This window comes from Streptomyces sp. NBC_01214 (assembly GCF_026340975.1).
Classification (GTDB): Bacteria; Actinomycetota; Actinomycetes; order Streptomycetales; family Streptomycetaceae; genus Streptomyces.
Genome location: NZ_JAPEOS010000001.1, coordinates 1,066,073 through 1,092,333, shown reverse-complemented (window position 1 = coordinate 1,092,333; position 26,261 = coordinate 1,066,073). Strand labels below are relative to the sequence as shown.

General features: G+C 73.2%; 23 protein-coding genes. 5 read left to right on the top strand and 18 right to left on the bottom strand.

Annotated features, from left to right (window positions below; all coding sequences use genetic code 11):
• Positions 1 to 118 precede the first annotated feature (118 nt).
• The 6 genes from OG594_RS05310 to rsmI form a co-directional block, all read right to left on the bottom strand.
• A complete protein-coding gene (locus OG594_RS05310; RefSeq protein WP_266595653.1) occupies positions 119 to 1,036 on the bottom strand; it encodes a 4-(cytidine 5'-diphospho)-2-C-methyl-D-erythritol kinase in 918 nt (305 codons plus the stop codon).
• Entirely contained in the window at positions 1,033 to 1,953 is a 921-nt protein-coding gene (rsmA, locus tag OG594_RS05305; protein ID WP_266595651.1) for a 16S rRNA (adenine(1518)-N(6)/adenine(1519)-N(6))-dimethyltransferase RsmA, read from the bottom strand. The genes OG594_RS05310 and rsmA overlap by 4 nt, the downstream gene beginning before the upstream one ends.
• Positions 1,950 to 3,416, bottom strand: coding sequence for a ubiquitin-like domain-containing protein (locus OG594_RS05300; protein WP_323185171.1), 1,467 nt, complete (start codon positions 3,414 to 3,416; stop codon positions 1,950 to 1,952). The genes rsmA and OG594_RS05300 overlap by 4 nt, the downstream gene beginning before the upstream one ends.
• Before the next feature lie 126 nt (positions 3,417 to 3,542).
• Positions 3,543 to 4,433 carry a TatD family hydrolase gene (locus tag OG594_RS05295; protein ID WP_266595649.1) on the bottom strand — a complete coding sequence of 297 codons (891 nt, stop codon included), beginning with the start codon at positions 4,431 to 4,433 and terminating at the stop codon, positions 3,543 to 3,545.
• Between the two features lie 10 nt (positions 4,434 to 4,443).
• Positions 4,444 to 4,833 carry a hypothetical protein gene (locus OG594_RS05290; protein WP_266602626.1) on the bottom strand — a complete coding sequence of 130 codons (390 nt, stop codon included), beginning with the start codon at positions 4,831 to 4,833 and terminating at the stop codon, positions 4,444 to 4,446.
• A gap of 244 nt (positions 4,834 to 5,077) precedes the next feature.
• A complete protein-coding gene (gene rsmI, locus OG594_RS05285) occupies positions 5,078 to 5,956 on the bottom strand; it encodes a 16S rRNA (cytidine(1402)-2'-O)-methyltransferase (protein WP_266602624.1) in 879 nt (292 codons plus the stop codon).
• 334 nt (positions 5,957 to 6,290) lie between these two features.
• Here rsmI and OG594_RS05280 point away from each other — a divergent pair, with 334 nt between their 5' ends.
• Complete coding sequence (locus tag OG594_RS05280; protein ID WP_266602622.1) at positions 6,291 to 7,862, top strand: dolichyl-phosphate-mannose--protein mannosyltransferase; 1,572 nt, start codon at positions 6,291 to 6,293, stop codon at positions 7,860 to 7,862.
• 55 nt (positions 7,863 to 7,917) lie between these two features.
• Here OG594_RS05280 and OG594_RS05275 read toward each other — a convergent pair whose 3' ends face one another.
• On the bottom strand, positions 7,918 to 8,181 hold the full coding sequence (locus OG594_RS05275; RefSeq protein ID WP_266595647.1) for a hypothetical protein: 264 nt from the start codon (positions 8,179 to 8,181) through the stop codon (positions 7,918 to 7,920).
• 178 nt (positions 8,182 to 8,359) lie between these two features.
• A complete protein-coding gene (locus OG594_RS05270; protein WP_266595645.1) occupies positions 8,360 to 8,908 on the bottom strand; it encodes a GNAT family N-acetyltransferase in 549 nt (182 codons plus the stop codon).
• A 160-nt stretch (positions 8,909 to 9,068) separates the two neighbouring features.
• On the opposite strand from OG594_RS05270, the gene OG594_RS05265 reads away from it, so the two are divergent.
• A complete protein-coding gene (locus OG594_RS05265) occupies positions 9,069 to 10,706 on the top strand; it encodes a penicillin-binding transpeptidase domain-containing protein (protein WP_266595643.1) in 1,638 nt (545 codons plus the stop codon).
• Between the two features lie 76 nt (positions 10,707 to 10,782).
• Entirely contained in the window at positions 10,783 to 11,268 is a 486-nt protein-coding gene (locus OG594_RS05260) for a YbaK/EbsC family protein (protein ID WP_266595641.1), read from the top strand.
• A gap of 26 nt (positions 11,269 to 11,294) precedes the next feature.
• Here OG594_RS05260 and OG594_RS05255 read toward each other — a convergent pair whose 3' ends face one another.
• The 4 genes from OG594_RS05255 to OG594_RS05240 form a co-directional block, all read right to left on the bottom strand.
• A complete protein-coding gene (locus OG594_RS05255; protein ID WP_266595639.1) occupies positions 11,295 to 12,461 on the bottom strand; it encodes a serine hydrolase domain-containing protein in 1,167 nt (388 codons plus the stop codon).
• A 173-nt stretch (positions 12,462 to 12,634) separates the two neighbouring features.
• Entirely contained in the window at positions 12,635 to 13,408 is a 774-nt protein-coding gene (locus OG594_RS05250) for an energy-coupling factor ABC transporter ATP-binding protein (protein ID WP_266595637.1), read from the bottom strand.
• Positions 13,396 to 14,157, bottom strand: coding sequence for a cobalt ECF transporter T component CbiQ (gene cbiQ, locus OG594_RS05245; RefSeq protein ID WP_266595635.1), 762 nt, complete (start codon positions 14,155 to 14,157; stop codon positions 13,396 to 13,398). The genes OG594_RS05250 and cbiQ overlap by 13 nt, the downstream gene beginning before the upstream one ends.
• A 3-nt stretch (positions 14,158 to 14,160) precedes the next feature.
• Positions 14,161 to 15,234 (bottom strand): energy-coupling factor ABC transporter permease, encoded by a 1,074-nt coding sequence (locus OG594_RS05240; protein ID WP_266595633.1) that lies wholly within the window; start codon positions 15,232 to 15,234, stop codon positions 14,161 to 14,163.
• A 176-nt stretch (positions 15,235 to 15,410) separates the two neighbouring features.
• Between OG594_RS05240 and OG594_RS05235 the strand changes: the two genes are divergently transcribed.
• The gene (locus OG594_RS05235) at positions 15,411 to 15,815 is read left to right on the top strand and encodes an SsgA family sporulation/cell division regulator (RefSeq protein WP_266595631.1); all 405 of its coding nucleotides are present in this window, start codon (positions 15,411 to 15,413) and stop codon (positions 15,813 to 15,815) included.
• 86 nt (positions 15,816 to 15,901) lie between these two features.
• On the opposite strand, the gene OG594_RS05230 is transcribed toward OG594_RS05235, so the two are convergent.
• Positions 15,902 to 18,109 (bottom strand): MMPL family transporter, encoded by a 2,208-nt coding sequence (locus OG594_RS05230; protein WP_266595629.1) that lies wholly within the window; start codon positions 18,107 to 18,109, stop codon positions 15,902 to 15,904.
• A 130-nt stretch (positions 18,110 to 18,239) separates the two neighbouring features.
• Positions 18,240 to 18,830, bottom strand: a complete 591-nt coding sequence (locus OG594_RS05225; RefSeq protein WP_030009853.1) for a TetR/AcrR family transcriptional regulator — start codon at positions 18,828 to 18,830, stop codon at positions 18,240 to 18,242.
• Between the two features lie 152 nt (positions 18,831 to 18,982).
• Between OG594_RS05225 and OG594_RS05220 the strand changes: the two genes are divergently transcribed.
• Positions 18,983 to 22,264 (top strand): S41 family peptidase, encoded by a 3,282-nt coding sequence (locus OG594_RS05220; RefSeq protein WP_266595625.1) that lies wholly within the window; start codon positions 18,983 to 18,985, stop codon positions 22,262 to 22,264.
• A 146-nt stretch (positions 22,265 to 22,410) separates the two neighbouring features.
• On the opposite strand, the gene OG594_RS05215 is transcribed toward OG594_RS05220, so the two are convergent.
• The 4 genes from OG594_RS05215 to OG594_RS05200 all read right to left on the bottom strand — a co-directional run bounded on the left by OG594_RS05215 (position 22,411) and on the right by OG594_RS05200 (position 26,255).
• Complete coding sequence (locus tag OG594_RS05215; RefSeq protein ID WP_030009851.1) at positions 22,411 to 22,590, bottom strand: hypothetical protein; 180 nt, start codon at positions 22,588 to 22,590, stop codon at positions 22,411 to 22,413.
• Between the two features lie 76 nt (positions 22,591 to 22,666).
• Positions 22,667 to 23,551, bottom strand: coding sequence for an SDR family oxidoreductase (locus OG594_RS05210; RefSeq protein WP_266595621.1), 885 nt, complete (start codon positions 23,549 to 23,551; stop codon positions 22,667 to 22,669).
• A complete protein-coding gene (locus tag OG594_RS05205) occupies positions 23,548 to 24,480 on the bottom strand; it encodes an alpha/beta fold hydrolase (RefSeq protein WP_266595619.1) in 933 nt (310 codons plus the stop codon). Before OG594_RS05205 ends, OG594_RS05210 begins: the two co-directional genes overlap by 4 nt.
• On the bottom strand, positions 24,477 to 26,255 hold the full coding sequence (locus tag OG594_RS05200) for an NAD(P)/FAD-dependent oxidoreductase (protein WP_266602620.1): 1,779 nt from the start codon (positions 26,253 to 26,255) through the stop codon (positions 24,477 to 24,479). The genes OG594_RS05205 and OG594_RS05200 overlap by 4 nt, the downstream gene beginning before the upstream one ends.
• Positions 26,256 to 26,261: the final 6 nt, after the last annotated feature.

Here is a 26,261-nt window from a genome sequence, read left to right as displayed (position 1 = left end):
CTACCGGGGCTCCGCCCCGTACCCCGCGCCTCAATCGCCGGCGGGGCTGGAATTTCAGCCTCGCCGGCGTTTGAGGCGCGGGGGTCCGGGGCGGAGCCCCCGGCAACGGTCCGCAGGGTCAGGACGGCAGGACCGTGGCTCCGGGAGCCGGGCTGGACGCCACGCGAGTGGCCCGGCAGGTGCCCGACGCGGACAGGGCCGCTGCCACCTTCTCCGCGGACTCCGCATCCCGGCACAGGAACGCCGTCGTCGGCCCCGAGCCGGAGACCAGCGCGGCGAGCGCACCACCGTCCACGCCCGCGGCCAGCGTCCGCGCGAGCTGGGGTCGCAGGGAGAGCGCGGCCGGCTGGAGGTCATTGGCCAGCGCCGCGCCCAGCGCGTCCGGGTCGCCCGAGGCCAGGGCCGCCAGCAGCGCCGGGGAGGCCTCCGGTTCGGGGATCCGCGTACCCGCGGCCTCGGCGAGGCGGTCGAACTCGCGGAAGACCGCCGGGGTGGACAGCCCGCCGTCGGCCACCGCGAAGACCCAGTGGAACGTCCCCGCCCCGACCGGCGTGAGCAGCTCACCGCGGCCGGTGCCGAGCGCGGCCCCGCCGACGAGGCTGAAGGGGACGTCGCTGCCGAGCTCGGCGCAGATGTCGAGGAGCTCGGCGCGCGGGGTGTCCAGGCCCCACAGGGCGTCACAGGCCAGCAGGGCCGCCGCGCCGTCCGCGCTGCCGCCCGCCATGCCGCCCGCGACCGGGATGTTCTTCGCGATGTGCAGGTGGACGGCGGGTTCGATGCCGGCACGGGCCGCGAGGACCTCCGCGGCGCGCGCCGCGAGGTTGGTGCGGTCCAGGGGCACCTGGTCGGCGTCGGGGCCGGTGCAGGTGATGGTCAGGGCGTCGGCCGGGGTGGCGGTGACCTCGTCGTACAGGGAGACGGCGAGGAAGACGTTGGCCAGGTCGTGGAAGCCGTCGGGGCGGGCCGCACCCACCGCCAGCTGGACGTTGACCTTCGCGGGGACCCGTACGGTCACGGGCGTCTGGCGCGCGCTCACAGTGCGGGCCTCTCCGCCGCCGGCTTGTGCTCGGCGATCGCCGCGAACTCCTCGACCGTCAGGGACTCCCCGCGGGCCTGCGGCGAGACACCGGCGGCGACCAGCGCGGCCTCCGCGCCCGCCGCCGAGCCGGCCCAGCCGGCCAGCGCGGCGCGCAGCGTCTTGCGGCGCTGGGCGAAGGCGGCGTCGACGACCGCGAAGACCTCGGCCTTGGTGGCGGTGGTCTTGATCGGCTCGGTGCGGCGCACCAGCGAGACGAGACCGGAGTCGACGTTCGGGGCGGGCCAGAAGACCTTGCGGCCGATGGCGCCGGCCCGCTTGACGTGCGCGTACCAGTTGGCCTTGACGGAGGGCACCCCGTAGACCTTGTTGCCCGGTTCCGCGGCCAGCCGGTCGGCGACCTCGGACTGCACCATCACCAGCGTGCGCTCGATGGTCGGGAAGCGGTCGAGCATGGTGAGCAGGACGGGCACGGCCACGTTGTACGGCAGGTTCGCGACGAGCGCGGTCGGCGCCGGGCCGGGCAGTTCGGTCACCAGCATCGCGTCGGAGTGGACCAGCGCGAACCGGTCCTTCTTCGCGGGCATCCGGGCCTCGATGGTGGCTGGCAGCGCCGCGGCCAGGATGTCGTCGATCTCGACGGCGACGACCCGGTCCGCGGCCTCCAGCAGCGCGAGCGTCAGCGAGCCGAGCCCCGGGCCGACCTCGACGACCACGTCGTCCGGGCGGACCTCGGCGGTGCGCACGATCCGGCGGACCGTGTTGGCGTCGATGACGAAGTTCTGCCCCTTCTGCTTCGTCGGGCGTACGCCGAGGGCGGCGGCCAGCTCCCTGATGTCGGCCGGGCCGAGGAGGGCGTCGGGCGCGGCGGGGGAGGTGTTCTCGGTGTTCTCGGGCTGCTGCTCTGCGGTGCTCACCGGTAAAGCGTACGGCCGCAGTGCGGCCACGGACTCGCCCCCCGCTGCACGTAGAGCTTCTTCGCCCGGTACGTCTGTTCCGCGCCCGAGGCGTCCTGCGGGCGTCCGCTGCCGCCGAGGGCCTGCCAGGTGCGGACGTCGAACTGGTACAGCCCGCCGTAGGTCCCTGAGGCGTCGGTGGCGGAGGGGCGGCCGCCGGACTCGCACTGGGCGAGGGCCGCCCAGTTGAGGCCGTCGGCGCCGGCGACGGAGCTCGGCAGCGCCTTGGTGCCGACCTTGACGAGCTGGGTGACGGGTTCGCGGACGACCTCGTCGGCGATGGGCCGCGGCGTCTGCCGGACCCCGTTGACGGTGCGCAGGCTGTACGTGACCCGGCGGGCGCCGGGGCGGCCGATGCGCTCGACGACCTCGGTGCCGGCGAACAGCTCGGGGTCCTTGACCTTCTCGGTCTCGTACGGGATCCGCTCCTCGCGGACCTCGCGGGTGCCGGTGATGCGCAGCACGGTGACGGTCTGGCCGTCGCGGGGGAAGTCGGTGGGCGGTACGGAGGTGGTGTCCTGGTCCTGGAGGGTGATGCCGGCCTGGTCGAGGGCCTCCCGGACGGTGGCGGCGTTGGTGCGGATGGTGCGTTCGCGGCCGTCGGCCATGAAGGTGACGCTGCGTTCGGTGCGGACGCTGAGGGCCAGCCCGGCGCGCGGGACGGGGGCGGTGCGGGGGGCGGAGAGGTAGGCGCCCTCCGCGCGGATGCCGAACTGGTGCAGGGCGCCCCCGACGGTGCGGGCGGTGGTCCACACCTGGCGCTGCTGTCCGTCGAGGGTCAGGTGCAGGGGGCGGCCGTAGCGGACGACGACCTCCTCGCCGTCGTCGAGGCGTGCGCCGGGGGCGGGGGAGACGAGGTCGTGGGGGCCGACGCCGAGGCCTTCGGCGGCGAGCAGTTCGCCGATGTCGTCGGCGAAGGTGTGGAGGGTGCGCGGGACGCCGTCCACGGTGAGGCGTACGGCCTTGTCGGCGGCGACGAACGCGGTGGTGCCGCCCGCGAGGAAGGCGACGACGAGGGCCTGCGGAACGATCCGCCGCCAGTTCCCGCCGAGGGCCTCGACGGGTGTGCCGCGGCCCCGGGCACGGCGGCGGCCCGGCACCGCGGGGGCCGGGGCGGGGGCGTGGGCCACGGTCACGGGGGCCGGGGCCCGGCGACGGCCCGGGCCTGGCGCGACGGGCGCCGCGGCCAGGGTGTCGGCCTCCGACAGCTCGACCGGTGACATGGCGGGCCGGCGGCGGCGCCCGCCGCGCGGGGCCGGGACCGGGCTGACCGGGCCCGGGGGCTCCGGGTCCCACGCGGCGGGCCCGGGACCTCCCCCACCGGCCGGCCAGGCCGACGGGGCCAAGGGCTGGGCCAAGGGCTGGGCCTCGTACGCCTCGGGGACGGGACCGCCACGGCGGTGACTGCCCTGCGTATCGCTCACGACGCTCGCTCCACTGGTGATCCGGCACCCTCCGGTGCGGGGCACGGCACCCTAGCGGAGGAGCCGTCACACTCCAAAGCGAAACGATTACTCAGCGTGTCGGAGCGGGCGGGAGGCCAGTGGCGGTCAGTAGTCGAAGGCGCGGGCCGTGTTGGCCGCCAGCGCCCTGGCCATCGCGTCCTCGTCGATGTCGCGGACCGCGGCCATCGCCCGGACCGTCAGCGGAATGAGGTACGGCGCGTTGGGCCGTCCGCGGTACGGCGCAGGGGTGAGGTAGGGCGCGTCCGTCTCGACGAGCACCAGCTCCAGCGGGGCCACGGCCAGGGCCTCGCGCAGCGGCGCGGCGTTCTTGAAGGTGACGGTCCCGGCGAAGGACATGTAGTACCCGGCGGCGGCGCACTCGCGGGCCATGTCGGCGTCCCCGGAGTAGCAGTGGAAGACGGTGCGCTCGGGGGCGCCCTCCTCGCGCAGGACGCGCAGCACGTCCGCGTGGGCGTCCCGGTCGTGGATGACGAGCGCCTTGCCCTGCCGCTTGGCGATCTCGATGTGCGCGCGGAAGGAACGCTCCTGCGCGGCCATGCCCTCGGGCCCGGTGCGGAAGTAGTCCAGGCCGGTCTCGCCGACCGCCTTGACGTGGTCGAGGGCCGCCAGCGCCTCGATCTCGGCGAGCGCCTCGTCCAGGGCGGCCTCGCCGCCGCCGGCCCGGGCGCCCTGGCGCGACCAGCCGTCGGGATCGCCGAGCACGATCCGCGGCGCTTCGTTCGGGTGGAGGGCGACGGCCGCGTGCACGTTCTCGTACGCGGCCGCGGTCTCGGCGGCCCACCGGGAGCCCTTCACGTCGCAGCCCACCTGGACGACGGTGGTCACGCCCACCGAGGCGGCCTTCGCGAGGCCCTCCTCGACGGTCCCCGCCTGCATGTCGAGGTGGGTGTGCGAGTCCGCCACCGCCACCCGGAGGGGTTCGGGCAGCGGCGGCGGTGCGTCCTTGGGCTGCGTCTTCTCCACGCGTGTGCTCATACGGCCGATCTTATGACCGGCGGAAGAGCCCCTTCAGACGGGAGAGCAGGCCCCGGCGCTCCCCGGCCGGGCCGGCGTCCGCCGGCCCGGGGGCCGCGTGCGACCGGGCGGACCCGCGCGGCTTCGGCGTCCGGGGGACGTTCGCACCGGCCGGCACCGGTCCGGCGATCCCGGGGGCGATCTGGTGGTGGTAGATGTGGTCGATCATGCCCAGCACCGAGGAGACCTGCCCGGCCCGCATGATCCGTACGACGTGTCCGCCGCAGTTGAGGCAGGTCGGGTTGGACAGGGGGGAGGGCACCCGCTCGTCGTTGACCTTGTACATGATGAACGGCTCGCCCTTGCCGTCGACGTGGTGCTCGATCGCGTACGCCTGCTCCCAGCCGTACCCGCACCTCATGCAAGCGAAGGAGTAGGCCTCGTGCACGGTGTGCACGTCGGAGGGGGTCACAGCGACGGGGACTGCGGCGGGGACGGGTATCGGGGTGTCTGCGATCTCACTCATGCCAGCTCCTCTTGTTCCACTGGTGCCATTGCCAGTGGACGCCTCTACGGGCGGGAGCGCATCAGGCCCTGTCTACTGTTGGACGGTCTTTGGGCGACTCATGCCCAAAGCGCCCGGTGCGCGGTCTGAGCTTTGCTTTTCAGGCTAGCTCTTTACCGATCGGCGGCAGCTTTCCTGCCGCGTTCTTTGCCGCGACCACAGCGTCGAACACCTCGCGCTTGGGTACGCCGGCGTCGGCCGCGACCGCCGCGATGGCCTCCTTGCGCCGCTCGCCGGCCTCCTCGCGCACCTGCACCCGGCGCACCAGCTCCTCGTCGTCCAGGTCTGCGGGCGCGGCGGCCGGGGCCCCCTCGACCACGACGGTGATCTCCCCGCGCACCCCCTCGGCGGCCCAGGCCGCGAGTTCGCCGAGCCCGCCGCGCTTGACCTCCTCGTAGGTCTTCGTCAGCTCGCGGCAGACCGCGGCCCGCCGGTCGGCCCCGAAGACCTCGGCCATCGCGGCCAGGGTGTCGTCGAGCCGGTGCGGGGCCTCGAAGTAGACGAGCGTGCGCCGTTCGCCCTCGACCTCGCGCAGCCGGCCCAGGCGCTCCCCCGCCTTGCGCGGCAGGAACCCCTCGAAGCAGAACCGGTCCACCGGCAGCCCGGACATGGCGAGCGCGGTGAGTACCGCGGACGGCCCGGGGACGGCCGTGACCTTGATGTCCTTCTCGACGGCGGCGGCCACCAGCCGGTAGCCGGGGTCGGAGACCGACGGCATGCCCGCGTCCGTCACCAGCAGCACGCGCGCCCCACCGGCCAGGGCCTCGACCAGTTCCGGGGTGCGCGCCGACTCGTTGCCCTCGAAGTACGACAGGACGCGCCCGGTGGTGTGCACGCCGAGCCCCTGGGTCAGCCGGCGCAGCCGCCGGGTGTCCTCGGCGGCGATCACGTCGGCCCGCTCCAGCTCGGCCGCCAGGCGCGGCGGGGCGTCAGCAAGATCGCCGATGGGGGTGCCGGCGAGCACGAGCGTGCCCGTCAGGCCTTCGGTCGGGGCGGCGGTCGAGGTGGGCTGGGTACCGCGGGGCTGGTCAGTCGTCACCCGCCCATCCTCTCAGTCCCGTGCCCCGACGCCCCCCGCCACTGGTGGCGCACACAGATCTCTTCCCTACGATGTGCCGGTGACCAGTACCGCGACGCCACCGCCCAGCCCCGCGGGGGCCCCGCCCACCTCACCGGTGGGACGCGAGGACGAGCCACCCACCTGGCTGCGCCGGCTGGGCGGCTTCGGCTACGTGCCGCCCGCCGCTTCCGTGCGCTCGGACGTCCGCACCCGCCTGGTGCCCCCGTACGCGAGGCCCTCCAAGCAGCTGTGGATGACCTTCGGGCTGCCGCCCCAGGTGTGGGGGACCTGGCGGCTGATCGTCTCGTGGGTGGGGCCGCTGCTGGTGGCGCTGGTCGCGGGGGTGCTGCGGTTCGTGCACCTGGGCAGCCCGAAGGCGGTGATATTCGACGAGACGTACTACGCCAAGGACGCCTGGGCCACCATCCGGCAGGGCTACGAGGCGAGCTGGCCCAAGGACATCGACGCGTCGATCCTCGCCAACCCGGACGGGGTCGCGCTGCCGACCGACCCGGGCTACGTCGTGCACCCGCCCGTCGGCAAATGGGTGATCGGGGCCGGCGAGTGGATGTTCGGCTTCACGCCCTTCGGCTGGCGGTTCATGACCGCCGTGCTCGGCACCCTGTCGGTGCTGATGCTGTGCCGGATCGGGCGCCGCCTCTTCCGCTCGACCTTCCTGGGCTGCCTGGCGGGCGCGCTGCTCGCGGTGGACGGCCTGCACCTGGTGATGAGCCGCACCGCGCTGCTGGACCTGGTGCTGATGTTCTTCGTGCTCGCCGCCTTCGGGGCCCTGCTCATCGACCGCGACCGGGCCAGAGCCCGGCTCGCGGACGCGCTGCCGGTGGACGAGGAGGGCCGGACCCGGCCGGACGTGAAGATCGCCGAGACGCTGCGGCTGGGCTGGCGGCCGTACCGGATCCTGGCCGGCGTGTGCCTGGGTCTGGCTGCGGGCACGAAGTGGAACGGCTTCGTCATCCTCGCCTTCTTCGGCGTCCTCACCGTGCTGTGGGACGCCGCCGCGCGCCGCACCGCGGGCGCGGGCGCCCCGTACGCCTCGATGCTGCGCCGGGACGCGCTGCCCGCCTTCGTCTCCACCGTCCCGGTCGCGGTCGTCACGTACGTGGCTTCGTGGTCGGGCTGGATCCTCAGCCCGGACAACGGCAAGGGCGGCTATCTGCGCGACTGGGCGGCCAAGTACGACCAGGGCAGTTCGCTGGGGTTCCTGCCGGAGTGGCTGCGCAGCCTGTGGCACTACGAGACCGAGGTCTACAAGTTCCACGTCGGTCTGACCTCGGGGCACACCTACGAGTCCAATCCGTGGAGCTGGCTGGTCCTGGGCCGGCCCGTCTCCTACTTCTACGAGTCCCCCGAACCCGGCGCCGACGGCTGCCCGGCGACCGCGGCGGGCAAGTGCGCCCGCGAGGTCCTGGCCCTGGGCACCCCGCTGCTGTGGTGGGCGGGCTGCTTCGCCCTGCTGTACGTGCTGTGGCGGTGGTTCTTCCGCCGCGACTGGCGGGCGGGCGCGATCGCGTGCGCGCTGGGGGCGGGTCTGCTGCCCTGGTTCAACTACCAGGAGCGGACGATCTTCTACTTCTACGCGGTGGTCTTCGTCCCGTACCTGTGCCTGGCGGTGGCGATGATGATCGGCGCCCTCCTGGGTCCGGCCGGGTCGAGCGAACGCCGACGTGCGCTGGGCGCGATCGGCGCGGGCGTCCTGGTCCTGCTGATCGCCTGGAACTTCATCTACTTCTGGCCGATCTACACGGGCCAGACCCTGCCGATGGACTCCTGGCGCGGCCGCATGTGGCTGGACACCTGGGTCTAGCAGGCGAAACGACGGGCCCCGATGCCGGACGGCGTCGGGGCCTTCGTCGTCGGCGTTACCGGGACGCCTCGCAGGCCGCGGAGGCGACGTCCTTGCTCGCGCCGACCGCGACGAGGCTGGCGTCGCAGCTGGTCTGGTTGCCGATCGACCCCTGGTAGCAGGCCTCCGCGGCGCCGTCCGTGGCCTTCGGGGCGTGCTGGGCGACGTACTGCTCGCACGCCTTGACGTCCGCGTGGGCGGCCGGGGCGGCGATGACGGTGCCGCCGAGGGCGAGGGCCAGGCCTGCCAGGATGCTGGGGATACGAGCCGACGGACGCATGCGGATGCACCTGCTCTCTCGGTGGGTCGCGCGGTCCGCCGACGCGCCGGACCGCGGGCGGGGGGCGGCGGCGGTGAGCGGGCGCTCCGGGGGGCGACCGGCTCGGCGCATCGATCCCCCTCGCCCTTCCGACGCTAGAACACGGCACCGGTGCACGCACGTTCGGGCCGCGCCGGGGTCAGCCCCCCGTCGTGCGCTCCTCATCCCACGCGGGGGCCGTGGTCGTCCCGGCGGCCCAGTCCCGGCGCAGGATCGCGTACCCGACCGCGTCGTGGACCGTGCCGTCGGCCGAGGGCCAGCCCTCCCGGTAGTGCGCCTCCTGGACGTACCCGCACCGCCGGAAGGTGCGGCGCATCGCCGCGTTGTCCCGGCGCGTGGTGCCCTCGATCCGCCGGATCCGCGGGAGCGCGGTGAACAGGTGTTCCGTCAGCCAGGTCAGCGCGTGGCCGCCGATCCCCCGCCCCCGGTACCGCGAGCGGATCCGCAGGTCGAAGACGGGCGTGCCGTCGCCCAGGTCCATCAGCCGGACCAGGCCGAGGGGCTCGCCGCCGCCGTCGATCCAGAACGTCCTGGTCTCCGCGTTGTCGAAGCGGCCCTCCGCGGCCCATTGCCGGGCCTGCTCCACGTCGACCACCGGCGAGCCGTGGAAGGGCCAGGTGTCCCCGGTGAGGAAGGCGACCAGGTCATCGGCATCTGCATCGGCGTAGCGCCGGTAGGTGAGGTCCACGGCGGCACTCTAGGCACGGTGGCCGCCGGCGACGAGCGGATTACGTTCCGATGTTCCGGTCCGGTAACAATGGCGTACTGAGTCGCTGCGCAGAGTAAAGTCCGCACCAAGGGTTCTTTGAACATGTTCAGGAACCGTCATCATGGGGGAAGGACTTCGAGTGAACGGGGCAGCGAAGGGTGCCGTCATCGGCGGGGTGTTCCTCGCCATGCTCGGCGGCGCCGGGTACGGGGTGTACGCGCTGGTCGGAGATGCCGGCGCGGACGCGAAGGAAGGCAAGGACGGCGAGACCTCCGCCCAGGCCGAGAAGGGCAGCGGCCCGGTCAGCGAGAAGGATGCGGAGAAGACCGCCAAGGCCTTCCTCGCCGCGTGGGCGGCCGGGGACGAGCGGGTGGCCGCCGACCTGACGAACAACGCCGCGGCCGCGCAGGCCGCGGTCGGGGACTTCAAGACCAAGGCGTACGTGTCCAAGGCCGTGATCACGCCCGGCACGCCGAACGGCACCACCGTGCCGTACAAGGTCGAGGCGGAGATCACGTACGAGGGCGCCACCAAGCCGCTGGCCTACGACTCCCAGCTGACCGTGGTGCGCGGGCTGACCAGCGGGAAGCCGCTGGTCGACTGGCAGCCCTCGGTGATCCACCCGCAGCTCCAGAAGGACGAGAAGCTGCGCGCGGGCACCCCGGCGAACCCGCCGGTCAAAGCGGTCGACCGCAACGGCAAGGAACTGACGGTCGAGCAGTACCCCTCGCTGCGGCCCGTCCTGGACGCACTGCGCAAGACGTACGGGGCGAAGACGGACGGCACCCCCGGCGCCGAGGTGTGGATCGAGCCGGCCGCACAGGACGCGCCGAAGCGGAGCCTGCTGACCCTGGTGGAGGGCAAGCCGGGGCAGATCCAGACCGTGCTCGACGCCGACGTGCAGGCCGCGGCGGAGAAGGCCGTGCAGAAGTTCCCCGAGGCCTCCGTGGTCGCCCTCAAGCCGAGCACGGGCGAGATCCTGGCCGTGGCCGACCACCGCAAGGACGCCTACGACGCCTCCCTGCTCGGCATGCGGGCGCCCGGCTCCACGATGAAGATCGTCACCGGTGCGATGCTGATCGACCGGGGCCTGGTCGGTGCCGACAAGGTCGCCGAGTGTCCGCCGACCGTGCAGTGGGGCGGGCGCACCTTCCACAACCTGGACGACTTCAAGCTGGACAACGCCACCTTCGCGACCAGCTTCGCGCAGTCCTGCAACACCGCCTTCATCAAGCAGATCAAGCCGGTGAACGACGACTCGGCCCTGTCCAAGGAGGCCCGCGAGGTCTTCGGCATCGGTGAGGAGTGGAAGGCCGGCGTCCCCGTCTTCGACGGGAAGGTGCCGGAGGCCACGGGCGCCTCCGCGGCGGCCGCGTACATCGGTCAGGGCCAGGTCCAGATGAGCCCGCTGAACATCGCCTCGATCACGGCGACCGCCCGCACCGGGGTGTTCCGCCAGCCGGTGGTCGTCAAGGCCTCGGTGGACGGGCGCAAGCTCGCCACGGCCTCGCGAACGATGAAGCCGGGGGTGTCGGCCCAGCTGGTCAAGATGATGCGGCTGACGGCGACCAGCGGCACGGGCGCGAAGGCGATGGCCTCGGTCGGCGGCGACAAGGGCGCGAAGACCGGCTCCGCGGAGGTCGACGGGGCGAGCAGCCCGGACAGCTGGTTCACCGGCTTCAGCGACGACGTGGCCGCGGCGGCCATGGTCCAGGGCGGCGGCCACGGCAACGAAGCGGCGGGCCCGATCGTCGCCGAGGTGCTGAAGGCGGGCTGACCGGCCGGCGGCGGCACGACCGGCCCGGGGCCGAAAGCGGTCGTGTCGCCGCACCGGACGGCGCTAACGTCGCGGCATGACGACGTCCACGCACCCCCTGTTCGCCGAGGCCCTTGCCGAGCTGGGCCTCGACCTCACCGTCCGGAGCTTTCCCGAAGGGACCCGTACGGCCGCCGACGCGGCGGCCGCGATCGGCTGCGAGCTGAGCCAGATCGTCAAGTCGCTGGTCTTCGCGGCGGACGGGGTCCCGGTGCTGGTCCTCATGGACGGGGCCTCCCGGGTGGACGTGGAGGCCGTACGCCGCGAGCTCGGTGCCGGGAAGGTGACGCGGGCCGATGCCGCGCTGGTCCGGGAGACCACGGGCTACGCGATCGGCGGGGTCCCGCCCTTCGGGCACCGCACGCGCACCCGGGTGCTGGCCGACCGGTCGCTGCTGGCCCACGAGGAGATCTGGGCGGCGGCCGGTACCCCGACCACGGTGTTCCCGATGGCCCCGGACGAGCTCATCGCGCACGCGGGGGCCGCACTGGCGGACGTGCGCGAGCGGGCTTCAGAGGGCTGACGGGGCGGCCTACGGGCCTACGGCGCTTACCGGGCCGACAGGGCCGACTTCAGCGCCCGGACCAGGGCCTGCGCCCGGGGGTCCGCGGTGACCGACTTGGCCAGGGCGTTGGTGACGTAGCCGAAGCCGATGCCCGCTTCCGGGTCCGCGAAGGCCAGGGAGCCGCCGCGGCCGGGGTGGCCGAAGGAGGCCGGCGAGAGCAGCGGGGAGGCCGGGCCGTGCAGCATGTAGCCGGGGCCGAAGCGGGTGTTCACGACCAGCACCCGGTCCGGTCCGGCGGAATGCTCCCGGCCGGCCAGCTCGGTGGTGGCCGGGGTGAAGATCCGCGCGCCGTCCTCCACCACGCCGATGGTGGCCCCGTAGAACCGGGCCAGGGCGCGGGCCGTCCCGATGCCGTTCGAGGCGGGGAGCTCGGCGGCCCGGTAGGCGGGGTCGTTCTCGTCGGGCAGCGGTGCGATGGCGGCGAAGGCGCGGCGGGTGAGCGAGTCCGGGTCGGCGTAGGCCTCGGAAACGTTGCGCCGCGGCCGGGTCCGCAGCAGGCCCGCGCTCTCGGGCGCCTCGACCGGCGCCACCCGGCCCACCCGGTGGGCCTCGGTCTCCGGCAGGCCGATCCAGAACTCCAGCCCCAGCGGTTCGGCGATCTCCTCCGCGAGGACGGAGCCCACCGTGCGGCCGGTCGCCCGCAGCACCAGCTCGGACAGCAGCCAGCTGTAGGTCTGCGCGTGGTAGCCGTGCTCGGCGCCCGGCTCCCAGAAGGGCTGCTGCGCGGCGACCGCGCGCGCCCCGGACACCCCGTCGGCGGCCTCGGCGGCGCTCAGTCCCCGGTCCAGCGCCGGTATGCCGGCGCGGTGCGCGAGCACGTCGCGGACCAGGATCCGCTCCTTGCCGCCCGTCTTGAACTCGGGCCAGTACGAGCCCACGGGCGCGTCCAGGTCCAGCAGTCCGCGCTGGTGCAGCAGCAGCGGCACGGCCGCCGCCACGCCCTTGGTCGCGGAGCGGACGATCTGCGCGGTGCCCTCGGTCCAGGGCTCGGTGCCCTCCGCGTCCCGGGTGCCGCCCCACAGGTCGACGACCTTGCGGCCGTCGCGGTACACGGCCACGGCCGCGCCCCGGTCCCCGAGCACCTCGAAGTTGCGTACGAACGCGTCCCTGACGGGCTCGAAGCCCTCCGCCACCGTCCCGTGGACGTCCACGTCTACTCCCCGCACCTGCCGCGGCGCCCCGACGGCGCCCACGCCACAATGCAACGCCTGCCGGACGGCCCTGCTTCCCGGGTTGCCCCGGAGGGGCCCACCGGGGCCCGGCCCCGCCCGGCGGACGGAGTCCGCCGCAGCGGCTCGAAGCCTGGGCGGCGCCCCGGCGCCGATCAGCGCGAGGGGCGCGTCAGGAGGGGCGTGCGCGGGTCGAAGCCGAACGGGAGCTCCAGCCGGTGGGCCCGCATCAGCTCGTCGTCGCACAGGAGCTCCTGCGTGCGGCCGTCCGCCGCGATGGCCCCCTCGCTGAGGATCACCGAGCGCGGGCACAGTTCCAGCGCGTACGGCAGGTCGTGCGTCACCATCAGCACGGTCACGTCCAGCGAGCGCAGGATGTCCGCGAGCTCGCGGCGCGAGGCGGGGTCCAGATTGGACGAGGGCTCGTCCAGGACCAGGATCTCGGGCCGCATGGCCAGGACGGTCGCCACCGCGACGCGGCGGCGCTGGCCGAAGGACAGGTGGTGCGGCGGCCGGTCGGCGAAGTCGGCCATCCCGACCTGGTCGAGGGCGGCCCCGACCCGCTCCTCAAGCGCTGCGCCCCGCATTCCGGCTGCCGCCGGTCCGAAGGCCACGTCCTCGCGGACGGTCGGCATGAACAGCTGGTCGTCGGGGTCCTGGAAGACGATCCCGACCCGGCGGCGGATCTCGGCGAGGTTCCGCTTCTCCACGGGCAGCCCGGCGACGGCCACGGTGCCGACCCCGCCGGTGAGGATGCCGTTGAGGTGCAGCACCAGCGTGGTCTTGCCCGCGCCGTTGGGCCCGAGCAAGGCGACCCGCTCGCCCTGCCCGACGGTGAGGTCCACCCCGAAGAGGGCCTGGTGGCCGTCCGGGTAGGCGTAGGCGAGGCCGGCGACTTCGAGGGAGGGGGTACTGGTCACAGGGTCCATCCCATCAGACAGACGGCGAGCGCCGTCACCGGGAGCACGGCCGCGTAGGCCCACTGGGTGCGCGTGGCCACGACCTCGTCGATCACCGGCATCGAGCCGGCGTAGCCCCGGCTGACCATCGCGAGGTAGACCCGCTCGCCGCGCTCGTAGGAGCGGATGAACAGCGCGCCGGCGGTCTTGGCGAGCACCCCCCAGTGCCGGATCCCGCTGGCCTCGAAACCGCGGGAGCGGCGGGCGATGGACATCCGGCGCAGTTCGTCACTGATCACGTCGCCGTAGCGGATCATGAAGGAGGCGATCTGGACGAGCAGGGGCGGCAGCTTCAGCCGTTGCAGGCCCAGCAGCAGGGCCCGCAGTTCGGTGGTCGAGGCGAGCAGGACGGACGCGGCCACGCCGAGGGTTCCCTTGGCGAGGACGTTCCAGGCGCCCCAGAGGCCCGAGACGCTGAGCGACATGCCGAGCACCTGCACCCGCTCGCCCTCGGCCACGAAGGGCATGAGCACGGCGAAGGCGACGAAGGGCACCTCGATCAGCAGCCGCCGGAGCAGGAACCCGGCCGGGATCCGGGCGACGGCGGCCACCGCCGCGATGAGGACGGCGTACAGGCCGAAGGCCCACACCGCCTCGCGCGGTGTGGACACGACGACCACGACGAAGGCCAGGGTCGCGGCGAGCTTGCAGTGCGCCGGCAGGTCGTGGACCGGCGAGTGGCCGTGGCGGTAGAGCTTGTGGGCGTGGCCGGCCCCCATGTGTCAGCCCGCCGATGCGGAGGTCGCGGTGGAGGTGGCGGTCAGGTCTTCCGTCCGGCGGCGGCGCACGGCCCAGAAGATGCCGGTGCCGGCGACGACGGTCACGCCGACGCCGATGACCCCGGCGAGTCCGCCGGACAGGCGGGCGTCGTCGACGTCCTTGACGCCGTAGTCGGCGAGCGGGGAGTCCGCGGCGGCGTGCTCCTCGACCTTCGCGTCGATGCCCTTGTCCGCGGCGACCTTCTCCAGGCCGTCGGGGTTGGCGGAGGCGTAGAAGGAGACGAAGCCGGCGAGCACGAGGGCGGTGACCAGGCCGGTCACCCACACCTTCTTCGTCGATCCGGCGCCGGCGGCAGCGGGTGCGGCGGCCGCGGCCGGTGCGGCCGGTGCGTCGACGAGCTCGCCGCCGACGCGCAGCTTCAGGGGCGAGGCCAGCCCGCGGGCCCCGTGCACCAGGTCGGGACGCACCGCGATCACGGCGCCCACGGTCGCGGCGGTGATGGCGGCCTCGCCGATGCCGATGAGCACGTGCACGCCGACCATGGCGGTGAGCACCTTGCCGATGGGCACGTCGGTCGTGCCGCCGACGGCGTAGACCAGGGTGAAGGCGGCGGCCGCGGCGGGCACCGAGAGCAGGGCCGCCGTGAAGGCGGCCGCGGTGACCGAGCGGCGGGTGGGCGGCAGGAGACCGAGCAGCCCGCGGAAGATCGCGTAGGCGACGACGACGGTGACGACGCCCATGACGGTGACGTTCACGCCGAGGGCGGTCAGGCCGCCGTCGGCGAAGAGGATGCCCTGCATGAGCAGGACGACGGACACGCACAGCACGCCGGTGTAGGGGCCGACGAGTATCGCGGCGAGCGCCCCGCCCAGGAGGTGGCCGCTGGTGCCGGCCGCGACCGGGAAGTTCAGCATCTGCACGGCGAAGATGAAGGCGGCGACGAGACCGGCGAGCGGCGCGGTGCGCTCGTCGAGTTCGCGGCGGGCGCCGCGGAGGCTGACGGCCACCGCGGCGGCTGCCACCACTCCGGCGGCCACCGAGACGGGTGCGTTGATGAATCCGTCGGGCACATGCATGGAGGGGCTCCGCTTCCGCGTCTTATGCAGTCTTTAGCTGTTCAACCATAGTGCCCAGTTGCAAACCGTTGGCAAGAGCGGGCGCATCACAAATGGACCCGTGCGGTTTCGTGGGAATGTGCGAGGCTGGACGGGACAAAAGGACGCAAATGTTCTGATTTCGAGGAGTCTTGTCGATGTCAGCAACCGCCGAGAATCCCCCAGCGACCGCCACCGCGACCGCGACCGCCGTCGAGGAACGGGTCCGTGCCCGCGTCATCACGGACGACCCCCTCTACCGGACCATCCCGGTCGCCCTGCGCTTCGCCTCCGCCGAGCCGCTGGCCGTACGGATCGTCTTCCCGGCGGGCCTGTCCCCCGAAGGCACCGACAACGAGTGGGTCTTCCCCCGCGCCCTCCTCGAGGCGGGCCTCCAGGCCCCGACGGGGACCGGGGACGTACGGATCTGGCCCTGCGGCCGCGTCCAGGCGGTCGTCGAGTTCCACTCCCCCGAGGGCGTCGCCGTCGTCCAGTTCGACATCGCCGCGCTGCGCCGGTTCCTGCGGCGTACGTACGCCCCCGCGGCCGCCGCCACCCGTTAGGCGTAAACAAGCCCGGCCCCGTACCACCTGATCATCGGGCGGTACGGGGCCGGGCCGTCCTGTCGGCCGGTGCGGAACCGGCAGGGTCAGGCCCCGACGAGCTCGCGGTCCTTGTCCGGGCCCTTCGGGCCCTGCGGGGACTGCGTGGACTCCAGGTGCTTGCGCAGGCTCTCGCCCTCCACGTCCACGTTCGGCAGCAGCCGGTCCAGCCACTTCGGCAGCCACCAGGCCTTGTGCCCGAGCAGGGCGAGCACCGCCGGGACGATGGCCATGCGGACCACGAAGGCGTCGAAGAAGACGGCGACGGCCAGACCGAAGCCGATCATCTTCACCATCTGGTCGCTGGCGCCCATGAAGCCGGCGAAGACGGCGATCATGATGATGGCGGCGGCCACGACGACCCGCGCGCTGTACTGGAAGCCGGTGACCACGGCCTGGCCCGGGCGCTCGCCGTGGACGTACGCCTCACGCATCCGGGTGACGAGGAAGACCTCGTAGTCCATGGCCAGACCGAAGACGACGCCCACCATGAAGATCGGCATCATCGACATGATCGGACCGGTCTGCTCCACCCCGAAGACCGAGCCGAGCCAGCCCCACTGGAAGACCGCGACGACGGCACCGAGGGCGGCGACGACCGAGAGCAGGAAGCCGAGGGCCGCCTTGAGCGGGACCAGGATCGAGCGGAAGACGAGCATCAGCAGCAGGAAGGCCAGGCCGACGACGAGCGCCAGGTAGGGCAGCAGCGCGTCGTTCATCTTCTGCGAGAAGTCGATGTTCATCGCGGTGGCGCCGGTGACGAGGACGTTGTCCCCGCTGCCGTCGCGGATCTCGTGGACCAGTTCCTCGGTGTGCGTGGAAGACGGGCGGTCCTTCGGGATCACGGTGATCACCGCGGCGTCGCCGGCCTCGTTGAGGGTCGGCGGGGTGACCGCGACGACCCCGTCCAGACCCTTGATCCGGTCGACGGTGGAGTCGGCCAGCGCCTTGTTGCCGTCCACGACCACCATCAGCGGGCCGTTGAAGCCCGGACCGAAGCCGTCGGACAGCAGGTCGTACGCCTGGCGCTGGGTGGTGGAGACCGGCTGGGCGCCGTCGTCCGGCAGGCCCATCTCCAGCTTGCTCGCCGGGACGGCGATGACGCCGAGGCCGATCACACCGGCCAGCAGCACCATGACGGGGCGGCGCAGGACGAAGCGGGCCCAGCGGGTACCACCGTTGGCCTTCTTCTCGGCGCCCGCCGGCTTGGCCTTGCCGAACAGCCGGCTCTTCTCGCCCGCGGGCAGCACCTTCTTGCCCGCGAAGGCCAGGATGGCCGGCACCAGGGTCAGCGCGACGAGCACGGCGATGACCACGGTGCCCGCGGCCGCGAAGCCCATCTTGGTCAGCATGGGGAGGTTGACGACGGCCAGGCCCACCAGGGCGATGACCACGGTCAGACCGGCGAAGACGACGGCGGAACCAGCAGTTCCGACGGCGCGGCCGGCGGCCTCGTCCCGCTCGCGGCCCTCGGCGAGCTCCACGCGGTAGCGGGAGACGATGAAGAGGGCGTAGTCGATGCCGACCGCGAGGCCGATCATCGTCGCGAGGGTGGCGGTGGTGTTGCCGAGGTCCAGCACGTTGGCGAGCGCGGTGATGGAGGAGACGCCGATGCCCACGCCGATGATCGCGGTCAGCAGCGGCAGACCGGCGGCGATCAGCGAGCCGAAGGTGATGACGAGGACGATCGCGGCGACCGCGATGCCGATGATCTCGCCGGAGCCCGTCTCGGGGGCCGCCATCAGCGCGTCGCCGCCGATCTGGACGTTCAGCCCGGCGGCCTTGGCGGCCTCGCCCGAGTCCTTGAGCGCCTCGCGGGTGTCCTTCTTCAGCTCCATGCCGCTGACGGTGTACTTGGCGCTGATGTAGGCGGTGGAGCCGTCCTGGCTCACCGCCTGGACCTCGTACGGGTCGGCGACGGAGGAGATCTCGGCCGCGCCCGGTCCGGTCTTCAGACCCGAGACGATCTTCTGGACCTCGGCCTTGGGGCCGGGGTCGGTGACCTTGGCGCCCTCGGGCGCCTTGATGACGATGCGGGCGGTGGCGCCGTCGGCGGCCATGCCCGGGAAGCGCTCGTCCAGCAGGTCGAAGGCCTTCTGGGCCTCCGAGCCGGGTATCGAGAACGAGCCGGAGGTGGGCGCGGCCGCCGTGGCGGCGCCGAAGCCGGCGGCGAACAGCAGCGCCACCCAGAGGAGGGCGACGAGGCCGCGGCGCCGGAAGGCGCCTCTGCCGAGTCGGTAGAGGAAGGTAGCCACGTCGGTGGTTCTCCCGTTCAGGTCGTGGGATGGATCCGGATCGGATCAGGGCGTGAAGAGCCGGCCCGACGACGAGAGCGGCGTGTCAGGAACAGCGGAGGGCGGTGCCGGGGACGGGGTGGAGTGAGGATCAGACGCCGAGGGCGGGGAAGACCACGGCGTCGATGAAGTCACCGAGGAAGGCCCGGTCCACCGAGCGGTCCTCGATCAACGGGAGCGCGATGAACGCCCCGATGAGCATGTGCGGTACGAAGTCGAGCGCGGGACAGTCCGGGCGGATCTCGCCCCGGTCCACCGCGCGCCGCAGCATCGTCTGGAGACCGTTGATCTCCGGGTCGACGAGCAGGTCGCGCAGGGCCTTGTGCAGCTCCGGGCTCTCGTGGACGGCATGGGCCAGACCCCGCATCAGCGCGGTGTCCTTGGCCATCTGCGCGTCGTCGGAGTGCTCGACCATGCGCGCGAAGTCCCCGCGCAGGCTGCCCGTGTCGATCTCGCGCAGCGAGACCGGCTGCGTGCAGCGCAGGGCCTTGGCGACCAGCTCCGGCTTGCTCCCCCACTGGCGGTAGAGGGTGGCCTTGCTGGACTTCGTACGGGCGGCGACCGCGTCCATGGTCAGCGCCTCGTAGCCGACGTCACGCAGGAGGTCGAGGACCGCCTCGTGCAGTTCGGCCTGTCGCTCGGGGGTGATCCGGCTGCGCCGAGCCGCCATCGCCTCGGTCATGTCCGTGCCTCCCATCGAAGCGAAACTGTTCCGTACGCTTAAGACGATACCCCCACGCCAAGCGAAACGAAACCGTTCCGTTTCGCTGCGGGCAGTGGCATGGATCACCTGTACGAGTTGCCAGGGCCCCCCTCCACGGAAAGCATTGGGGGGTGAGTCACGACGTCGCGTACCTCCGTTTCCCGCACTTGCACGACGACCTCCTCTGCTTCGCCACCGAGGACGACCTCTGGGTCGCCCCGCTGGTCCCCGACGGCCAGACGCCCGGACGGGCCTGGCGCATCACCGTCGACCGGACCCGCGTCGGCCACCCCCGCTTCTCCCCCGACGGGAGGCACATCGCCTTCACCACCTGGCGCAGCCTCGACCCCGAGATCCACCTCGCCCCCGTCGACGGCGGCCCCGCCCGCCAGCTGACCCACTGGGGCGCCCTCGACACCCGCGTCTGCGGCTGGACCCCGCCCGACGAGGACGGCCGCAGCGACATCCTGGCCGTGTCCTCGCACAGCCAGCCCTTCTCCTACTTCGCCTGGGCCTACACCCTCCCCACCGACGGCAGCCCCGGCGGGCGCCTGCCCTGGGGGCCCGTCTCCGACATCCAGGTGCACGCCACGGAGGAGGGCGAGCGGCACTCCCTGCTGCTCACCGGCAAGCCGCCGCACGAGCCCGCCGCCTGGAAGCGCTACCGCGGCGGGGCCACCGGCCGGCTGTGGCTGCACGGGCAGCGGCTGCTGGAGGACGTCGAGGGCCACCTCGACTCCCCGATGTTCGTGGACGGCAGGATCGCCTTCCTCTCCGACCACGAGGGCATCGGCAACCTGTACTCCTGCCTGCCCGACGGCACCGATCTGCGCCGCCACACCGATCACGAGGAGTTTTACGCCCGGCACGCCTCCAGCGACGGCTCCCGCGTCGTCTACCAGTGCGCCGGGGACCTCTGGCTCGTCGAGTCCCTGGCCCCGGACGCCGTCCCGCGCAAGCTCGACGTCCGCCTCGGCGGGCCGCGCGCGGGCCGGCGTACGTACCAGGTGCCGGCCGCCAGCCACGTCGACTCGCTCTCCGTGGACGCCACCGGGCGCGCCAGCGCGGTCGTGGTGCGCGGCAGCCTCTACTGGCTGACCCACCGCGACGGCCCGGCCCGCACCATCGCCGACACCCCGGGCGTGCGCGTACGGCTGCCGGAGATGCTCGGCAGCGGCGGGCAGGTCGCCTACGTCACCGACGCCGAGGGCGAGGACGCGATCGAGATCGCCTACCTGCCGCGGGCCTCCGGGGAACGGGAGCCGCGCCGGCTGGCCTCGGGCGAGCTCGGGCGGGTCACCGAACTGCTCTCGGACCCGGACGGCGAACGGCTCGCGATCGCCTCCAACGACGGCCGGCTGCTGCTCCTCGACGCCACCGAGGAGTCCAACGGCGAGGTCACCGAGCTGATCCGGTCCATCAACGGCCCCGTCACCGACCTCGCCTTCTCCCCCGACGGGGCCTGGCTGACCTGGTCGCACCCGGGCATCGGGCGTTCGCTGCGGCAGATCAAGATGGCCCGGATCTCCGGCCCCGGCGCCCGCACCGTCGTCGACGTCACCAACGGCCGCTTCGAGGACGAGAATCCGGTCTTCACCCGGGACGGGCGCTACCTGGCCTTCCTGTCCTGGCGCGGTTTCGACCCGGTCTACGACGTGCACACCGGCGACCTGTCCTTCCCGCTGGGCTGCCGCCCCTACCTGGTGCCGCTGAACTCCGCGACCCCCTCCCCCTTCGCGCTCTCCGCCGAGGGCCGGCCCGCGGCCGGCGGACTCGACGTGGCGGAGGGCGACTCGGGCGAGGCCGACGGCGCCGTCACCGTGGAGGTGGAGGGGCTGGAGAGCCGCGTCACCCCGTTCCCGGTGACCGCGTCCAAGTACTCGGCCCTGTACCCGGTGCACGGCGGCGGGCTGGTGTGGCTGCGCTGGCCGATCTCGGGCGCGCTCGGCGAGACCTTCGCCAACCCGGCCGACATCAGCGGCAAACCGACGCTGGAGCACTTCGACCTCACCAAGGCCCGCAAGACCGAACTGGCCTCGGGGCTGGACTGGTTCGCGGTCAGCGGCGACGGCACCCGGCTCGTGATCAACGACGACGGCGACCTGCGCGCGGTCCCGGCGACCGAGTCGGGCGACAGCGACTCGACCGTCTACCTGGACCTGCGGCGCATCCTGCACGAGGTGGACCCGGCGGCCGAGTGGCGCCAGGCCTACGAGGAGGCCGGGCGGATCATCCGCGCGTACTTCTGGGAGCCGAAGATGTGCGGCATCGACTGGGACGGGGTGCTCGCCCAGTACCGCTCCCTGGTCGAACGGGTCGCCTCGCCCGACGAGTTCGCCGACCTGCTGCGCGAGGTCCTCGGCGAACTCGGCACCTCGCACGCCTACGTCTCCCCCGCGCGCCGCAACGAAGGCCCCCCGCACTACCAGCGGGCGATCGGCCTGCTCGGCGCCAACCTCTTCCCCCGGGACGGGGAATGGGTGGTCAGCCGGATCCTGCCCGGCGAGTCCTCGGACTCCAAGGCCCGCTCCCCGCTGGCCGGCACCGGCATCCGGGAGGGTGCGGTGCTCACCCACGTGGACGGCCGACCGGTGGACCCGGTCGCCGGGCCCTCTCCGCTCCTGGCGGCGGCGGGCGGCACCACGGTGGAGCTGACCTTCCAGCCCGCTGCGGGCGAGGGCCGGGCCCGCCGGGTCGCCATCGTGCCGCTGATCGACGAACGGCCGCTGCGCTACCAGGACTGGGTGTCCAAGCGGCGCGAGGCGGTCCGGGAGATCAGCGGCGGCCGGTGCGGCTACCTCCACATCCCCGACATGGGCGGTTCGGGCTGGGCGCAGTTCAACCGCGACCTGCGGATGGAGATGTCCCGGCCCGCGCTGATCGTGGACGTGCGCGGCAACGCGGGCGGCCACATCAGCGAGCTGGTGGTGGAGAAGCTGACCCGTTCCATCCTCGGCTGGGACCTCACGCGGGACGCGCAGCCGGTCAGTTACGCCTCCAACGCGCCCCGTGGTCCGATCGTGGCGCTGGCCGACGAAGCGACCTCCTCCGACGGGGACATGATCACCGCGGCCTTCAAACTGCTGGGCCTGGGACCGGTGGTGGGCCTGCGCACCTGGGGCGGGGTGGTCGGCATGACCGGCCGCCACACCCTCGGGGACGGCACGGTGATCACGGTCCCGATGAACGCCGCCTGGTTCCCGGAGTACGGCTGGTCGGTGGAGAACCACGGCGTGGAGCCGGACCTGGAGATCCAGCGCACCCCGCTCGACTGGGCGGAGGGGCGGCACGCCCAACTGGACGACGCCGTGCACCTGGCACTGGAACTGCTGGAACAGGACCCGGCCGCGGTGCCGCCCGGCTACACGGACGTACCGGACCGGCGCCGCCCGAAGCTGCCGCCGCGGGTGTGAGGATCGCGCGGTGTGAGGACCGCGCGAGGGCGTGACGGACCGTGCGAGGGCGTGACGGACCGCGCGAAAGGGGCGCGATCCCCGGAACTCCGGGGATCGCGCCCCTCGGCGCTGCGTGCGGGCCCGGTATCGGTCGGGCCAAGGGCCTAGGTCCGGTCGTCGAGCTCGTCCCGGATGTCGTCGAAGGACCGCTGCGGCGAGTCCTTCGGCTGCGGGGTCCGCTGGGACTTCTGGTCCTGCGGGCCCTTGCCGGGCTGCTTCTGCCCCTTCTGGGCCTTCTCCTTGAGCTCCTGCGCCTTGTCCTGGAACTGGTCCTTGATACCCATGCTGTTCACTCCATGAGGGGTGTTGGTGGTTGGGCCTCGACCAGACTTGCACGAGCGGACAAAGGTCGCATTTCGATCAGTGACTCTGCGTGCGCTCCTTCTCGTCCGCCGCCCCGCCGGCCCCGACGAGCCCCTTGGACACACCGCTCAGACGCGGCTCGAAGCGCTTCATCTCGCGCTGCCCGACCGTCGCGATCAGCCCCGGCAGGTAGCCGCGCATCCCCTGCATGCCGCGCAGCCACCACTGCGCGTACACGTGCGGCGAGCGCCGCTCGATGCCCGCCACGATCCGGTCGACGGCCGGCCCGAGCGGGTACGTGCGGTTCGACGGCCACGGCAGCCGCTGGCGCAACTCCCGCATGACCTCGTCCTGATCGGCGCCGCGCACCATGTCCGTGTCGGTCCAGGAGAGGTAGCCGACGCCGACCTTGACCCCCTTGTAGCCGACCTCCGCGCGCAGGCAGTGCGCGAAGGCCTCGACCCCGGACTTGGAGGCGCAGTAGGCGGTCATCATCGGCGCCGGGGTGATCGCGGCGAGCGAGGCGATCTGGAGGAAGTAGCCGCGGCTCTCCATGAGTACGGGCAGGAAGGCGCGGGCGGTGACGGCCCCGCCGATCAGGTTCACCTCGATCACCCGGCGCCAGGCGTCCGGGTCCGACTCGGCGAACGGCCCGCCGGCGGCCACGCCCGCGTTGGCGACGACGATGTCCACCTTGCCGAAGCGCTGCTTGACCTCCTCGGCCACCCGGGCCATGGCCTCGTGGTCGGTGACGTCGGCGTACCAGTGGTCGCTGTCGGTGTGCAGCCGCTCGGAGACCTCCTTGAGGGCCTCCGGCTCCAGGCCGACGAGGGCGACCTTCGCGCCGCGGGCCGACAGCTTGCGCGCGAGCAGCTCGCCGACCCCCCGGGCGGCGCCGGTGACGACGGCGACCTGGCCTTCCAGACTCCTGCGAGCGCTCACGACGTCTTCTCCTTCGCGGTGGTGTCGAGATACAGATCGGCGAGCTCGCGCAGGGCGCCGGTGACGGCCTCGGGGGCCTCGACCGGGGTCATGTGCCCCATGCCGGTGAGCTCGGTCAGGCCCACGCAGTTCGGCAGCGCAGCGGCGAGCCCGCGGGCGTGCACGATCGGGGTGAGCCGGTCGGCGGTGCCGCCGATGACGGCGGTGGGCACCGTGAGGCGGACCACGTCGGCGTCGAGGTCCAGGCCGGCCAGCACCCGGGACCAGGCGTGCCGCACCCCGGTGGGGCACGCGTGGACGATACGGGCGCACGCCTCGACCTTGTCCGGCGCGGACCCGGGGCCCATGGTGGCGTACTTGAGGACCTTCCGGGCGACCGGCGTGACCGGCCCGAGGGGGGCGCGGGAGCCGAGGACCGCGCCGGTGACACGGGTGCGGACGCGCCCGGCGCGCACCGGCAGGACCCGTGCCTCGGCGACCAGCCGCGAGCTGCCGGTGCTGCACAGCAGCGCGGCCGCGGCCCGCTCGGCGAACTCCGGCCGGCCCGCGGCCGCCATGATCGTCATGCCGCCCATGGAATGCCCGGCGACGACCGCCCGCTCCCCGGGGGCGAGGGTGGCTTCCAGGACGGCCACCAGGTCGTCGGCGAGGGCGGTGGTGCTGTGCCCCGCCGCCCGGGCGGCGGGGCTGAGCCCGTGCCCGCGCTGGTCGTAGGCGATGACCCGGTGGGTGGCGGCCAGGGCCCTGGTCTGAGCGGCCCAGAAGGCGGTGGAACAGGTCCAACCGTGGGCCAGCACCACGGCCGGCGCGTCCTCGTCCCCGTGGACCTCGACGTGCAGGCGGGCCCCGTCGGCGGATACGGCGACGAGCTCCCGCCGCGCGGCGGGCGGGGCGTAGACCCCGGAGACGACGTGCATCACCCGACTCACGCGACGCCCTCCACCGCGTCAGCCCCATCCCCGCCACACGAGGCACCGCCCGAGTCAACTCCAGCCCCGCCGGCGCTTGAGGCGCCCGCTCCAGCCCCGCCACGTGAGGCACCGCCCGGGTCGAATCCAGCCCCGCCGGCGTTTGAGGCGCGGGGGTCCGGGGGCAGCGCCCCCGGCAGCGGCGCCGCACCCGACCCCGCGGAGCCCCCGCGGGAGCGACCCGGCTTCGCCCCGGCGGCAGCCGAAACGGCACCCGAAACGGCGCCCGAAACGGCACCGGCAACGGCCGGGACCCGCTCGCGCTCCCCCACCCGCAGGACCTCGTACTCCGCCAGATCGACGCTCCGCGTCTCCCGGCGGAACTCGCCCGTCGTCCCCGGCCAGACCGTCGTGTTGCGGCCCTGCGCGTCCAGGTACCAGCTGGTGCAGCCGCCGGTGTTCCACACCGTCCGCTCCATCCGGGCCTGCACCTGCCGGTTCCACCGGTTCACCGCGGAGGGCCGGGCGCCCAGCGCGACCCTCCCGCCCAACATGCCGAGCTGCCGCAGGTAGTCGGCCATGTAGTTGAGCTGCGACTCGATCATCAGGATCATCGAGCTGTTCCCGAGCCCGGTGTTCGGCCCGATGATCGTCATCCAGTTAGGGAAGCCCGCGGCGGTGGCCCCGCGGAGCGCCTGCATCCCGTCCTTCCAAGCGTCCGCGAGGGTCTCGCCCTCCGCGCCCACCACCCGGTCCGCGATCGGCATGTCCGTGACGTGGAAGCCGGTGCCGAAGATGATCGCGTCGACCTCGGTCTCGGTCCCGTCGGCGGCGACGAGCACCGAGCCGCGGATCTCCTTGAGGCCGGAGGCGACCAGGTCCACGTCCGGCCGGGCCAGGGCCGGGTAGTACTCGCTGGAGAGCAGGATCCGCTTGCAGCCGATCCGGTAGGAGGGCGTCAGCTTCGCGCGCAGGGCCGGGTCCTTGATCGAGCGCGCCATGTTGGCCTTGGCCAGGGACTCGATGAGGCCGAGCTGGTTCGGGCGCTTGGTGAAGGCGCTGACCTGGAGTTCGCGGATCCCCCACAGCAGCCCGCGCCGCGCCGCCCGGGTGAAGGGCAGCTGGCGGTGGAGCCAGCGCTCCACGTCGGTGATGGCCCGGTCGGTGCGGGGCATGACCCACGGCGGGGTCCGCTGGAAGAGGGTCAGGCGCTCCACCTCGGGGGCGATGGCCGGCACGATCTGGATGGCGGAGGCGCCGGTACCGATCATGGCGACGCGCTTACCGCGCAGGTCGTAGTCGTGGTCCCAGCGGGCGGAGTGGAAGACCTTGCCGGGGAACTCGGCGAGCCCGGGGACCTCCGGCACCTTCGGGTCGGACAGCGGCCCGGTCGCGGAGACGACGACGTCGGCGGTCAGGCCCCCGGCCGAGGTCTCGATCTCCCAGCGCAGCTCCTCGGCGTCCCAGCGCATCATCCGCACCTCGGAGTCGAGCCGGATGTGCGGGCGCAGCCCGAAGGTGTCGGCGACGTGCTCCAGGTAGGCCCGGATGGCCGGCTGCCCGGAGAAGGTCCGCGGCCAGTCGGGGTTGGGGGCGAAGGAGAACGAGTAGAGGTGGGAGGGCACGTCGCACGCGCACCCGGGGTAGCTGTTGTCGCGCCACGTGCCGCCGACCGAGTCGGCCCGTTCCAGTACGACGAAGTCCGTGATCCCTTCGCGGCGCAGTCGTACGGCCGCGCCGAGCCCGCCGAATCCGGACCCGATCACCGCCACCCGTACGTGCTCGCGCCCGCCCATGCCGCC

Excerpts from the sequence above, each read along its gene's own strand:
- OG594_RS05235 (WP_266595631.1), top strand. The coding sequence starts at position 15,411 with ATGTCAGCAACCGCCGAGAATCCCCCAGCGACCGCCACCGCGACCGCG.
- OG594_RS05280 (WP_266602622.1), top strand. The coding sequence starts at position 6,291 with ATGACCTTCGGGCTGCCGCCCCAGGTGTGGGGGACCTGGCGGCTGATC.
- OG594_RS05240 (WP_266595633.1), bottom strand. The coding sequence starts at position 15,234 with ATGCATGTGCCCGACGGATTCATCAACGCACCCGTCTCGGTGGCCGCC.
- OG594_RS05295 (WP_266595649.1), bottom strand. The coding sequence starts at position 4,433 with ATGAGCACACGCGTGGAGAAGACGCAGCCCAAGGACGCACCGCCGCCG.
- cbiQ (WP_266595635.1), bottom strand. The coding sequence starts at position 14,157 with ATGGGGGCCGGCCACGCCCACAAGCTCTACCGCCACGGCCACTCGCCG.
- OG594_RS05275 (WP_266595647.1), bottom strand. The coding sequence starts at position 8,181 with ATGCGTCCGTCGGCTCGTATCCCCAGCATCCTGGCAGGCCTGGCCCTC.
- OG594_RS05200 (WP_266602620.1), bottom strand. The coding sequence starts at position 26,255 with ATGGGCGGGCGCGAGCACGTACGGGTGGCGGTGATCGGGTCCGGATTC.
- OG594_RS05215 (WP_030009851.1), bottom strand. The coding sequence starts at position 22,590 with ATGGGTATCAAGGACCAGTTCCAGGACAAGGCGCAGGAGCTCAAGGAG.
- OG594_RS05290 (WP_266602626.1), bottom strand. The coding sequence starts at position 4,833 with ATGAGGTGCGGGTACGGCTGGGAGCAGGCGTACGCGATCGAGCACCAC.
- OG594_RS05225 (WP_030009853.1), bottom strand. The coding sequence starts at position 18,830 with ATGACCGAGGCGATGGCGGCTCGGCGCAGCCGGATCACCCCCGAGCGA.
- OG594_RS05260 (WP_266595641.1), top strand. The coding sequence starts at position 10,783 with ATGACGACGTCCACGCACCCCCTGTTCGCCGAGGCCCTTGCCGAGCTG.
- OG594_RS05250 (WP_266595637.1), bottom strand. The coding sequence starts at position 13,408 with ATGGACCCTGTGACCAGTACCCCCTCCCTCGAAGTCGCCGGCCTCGCC.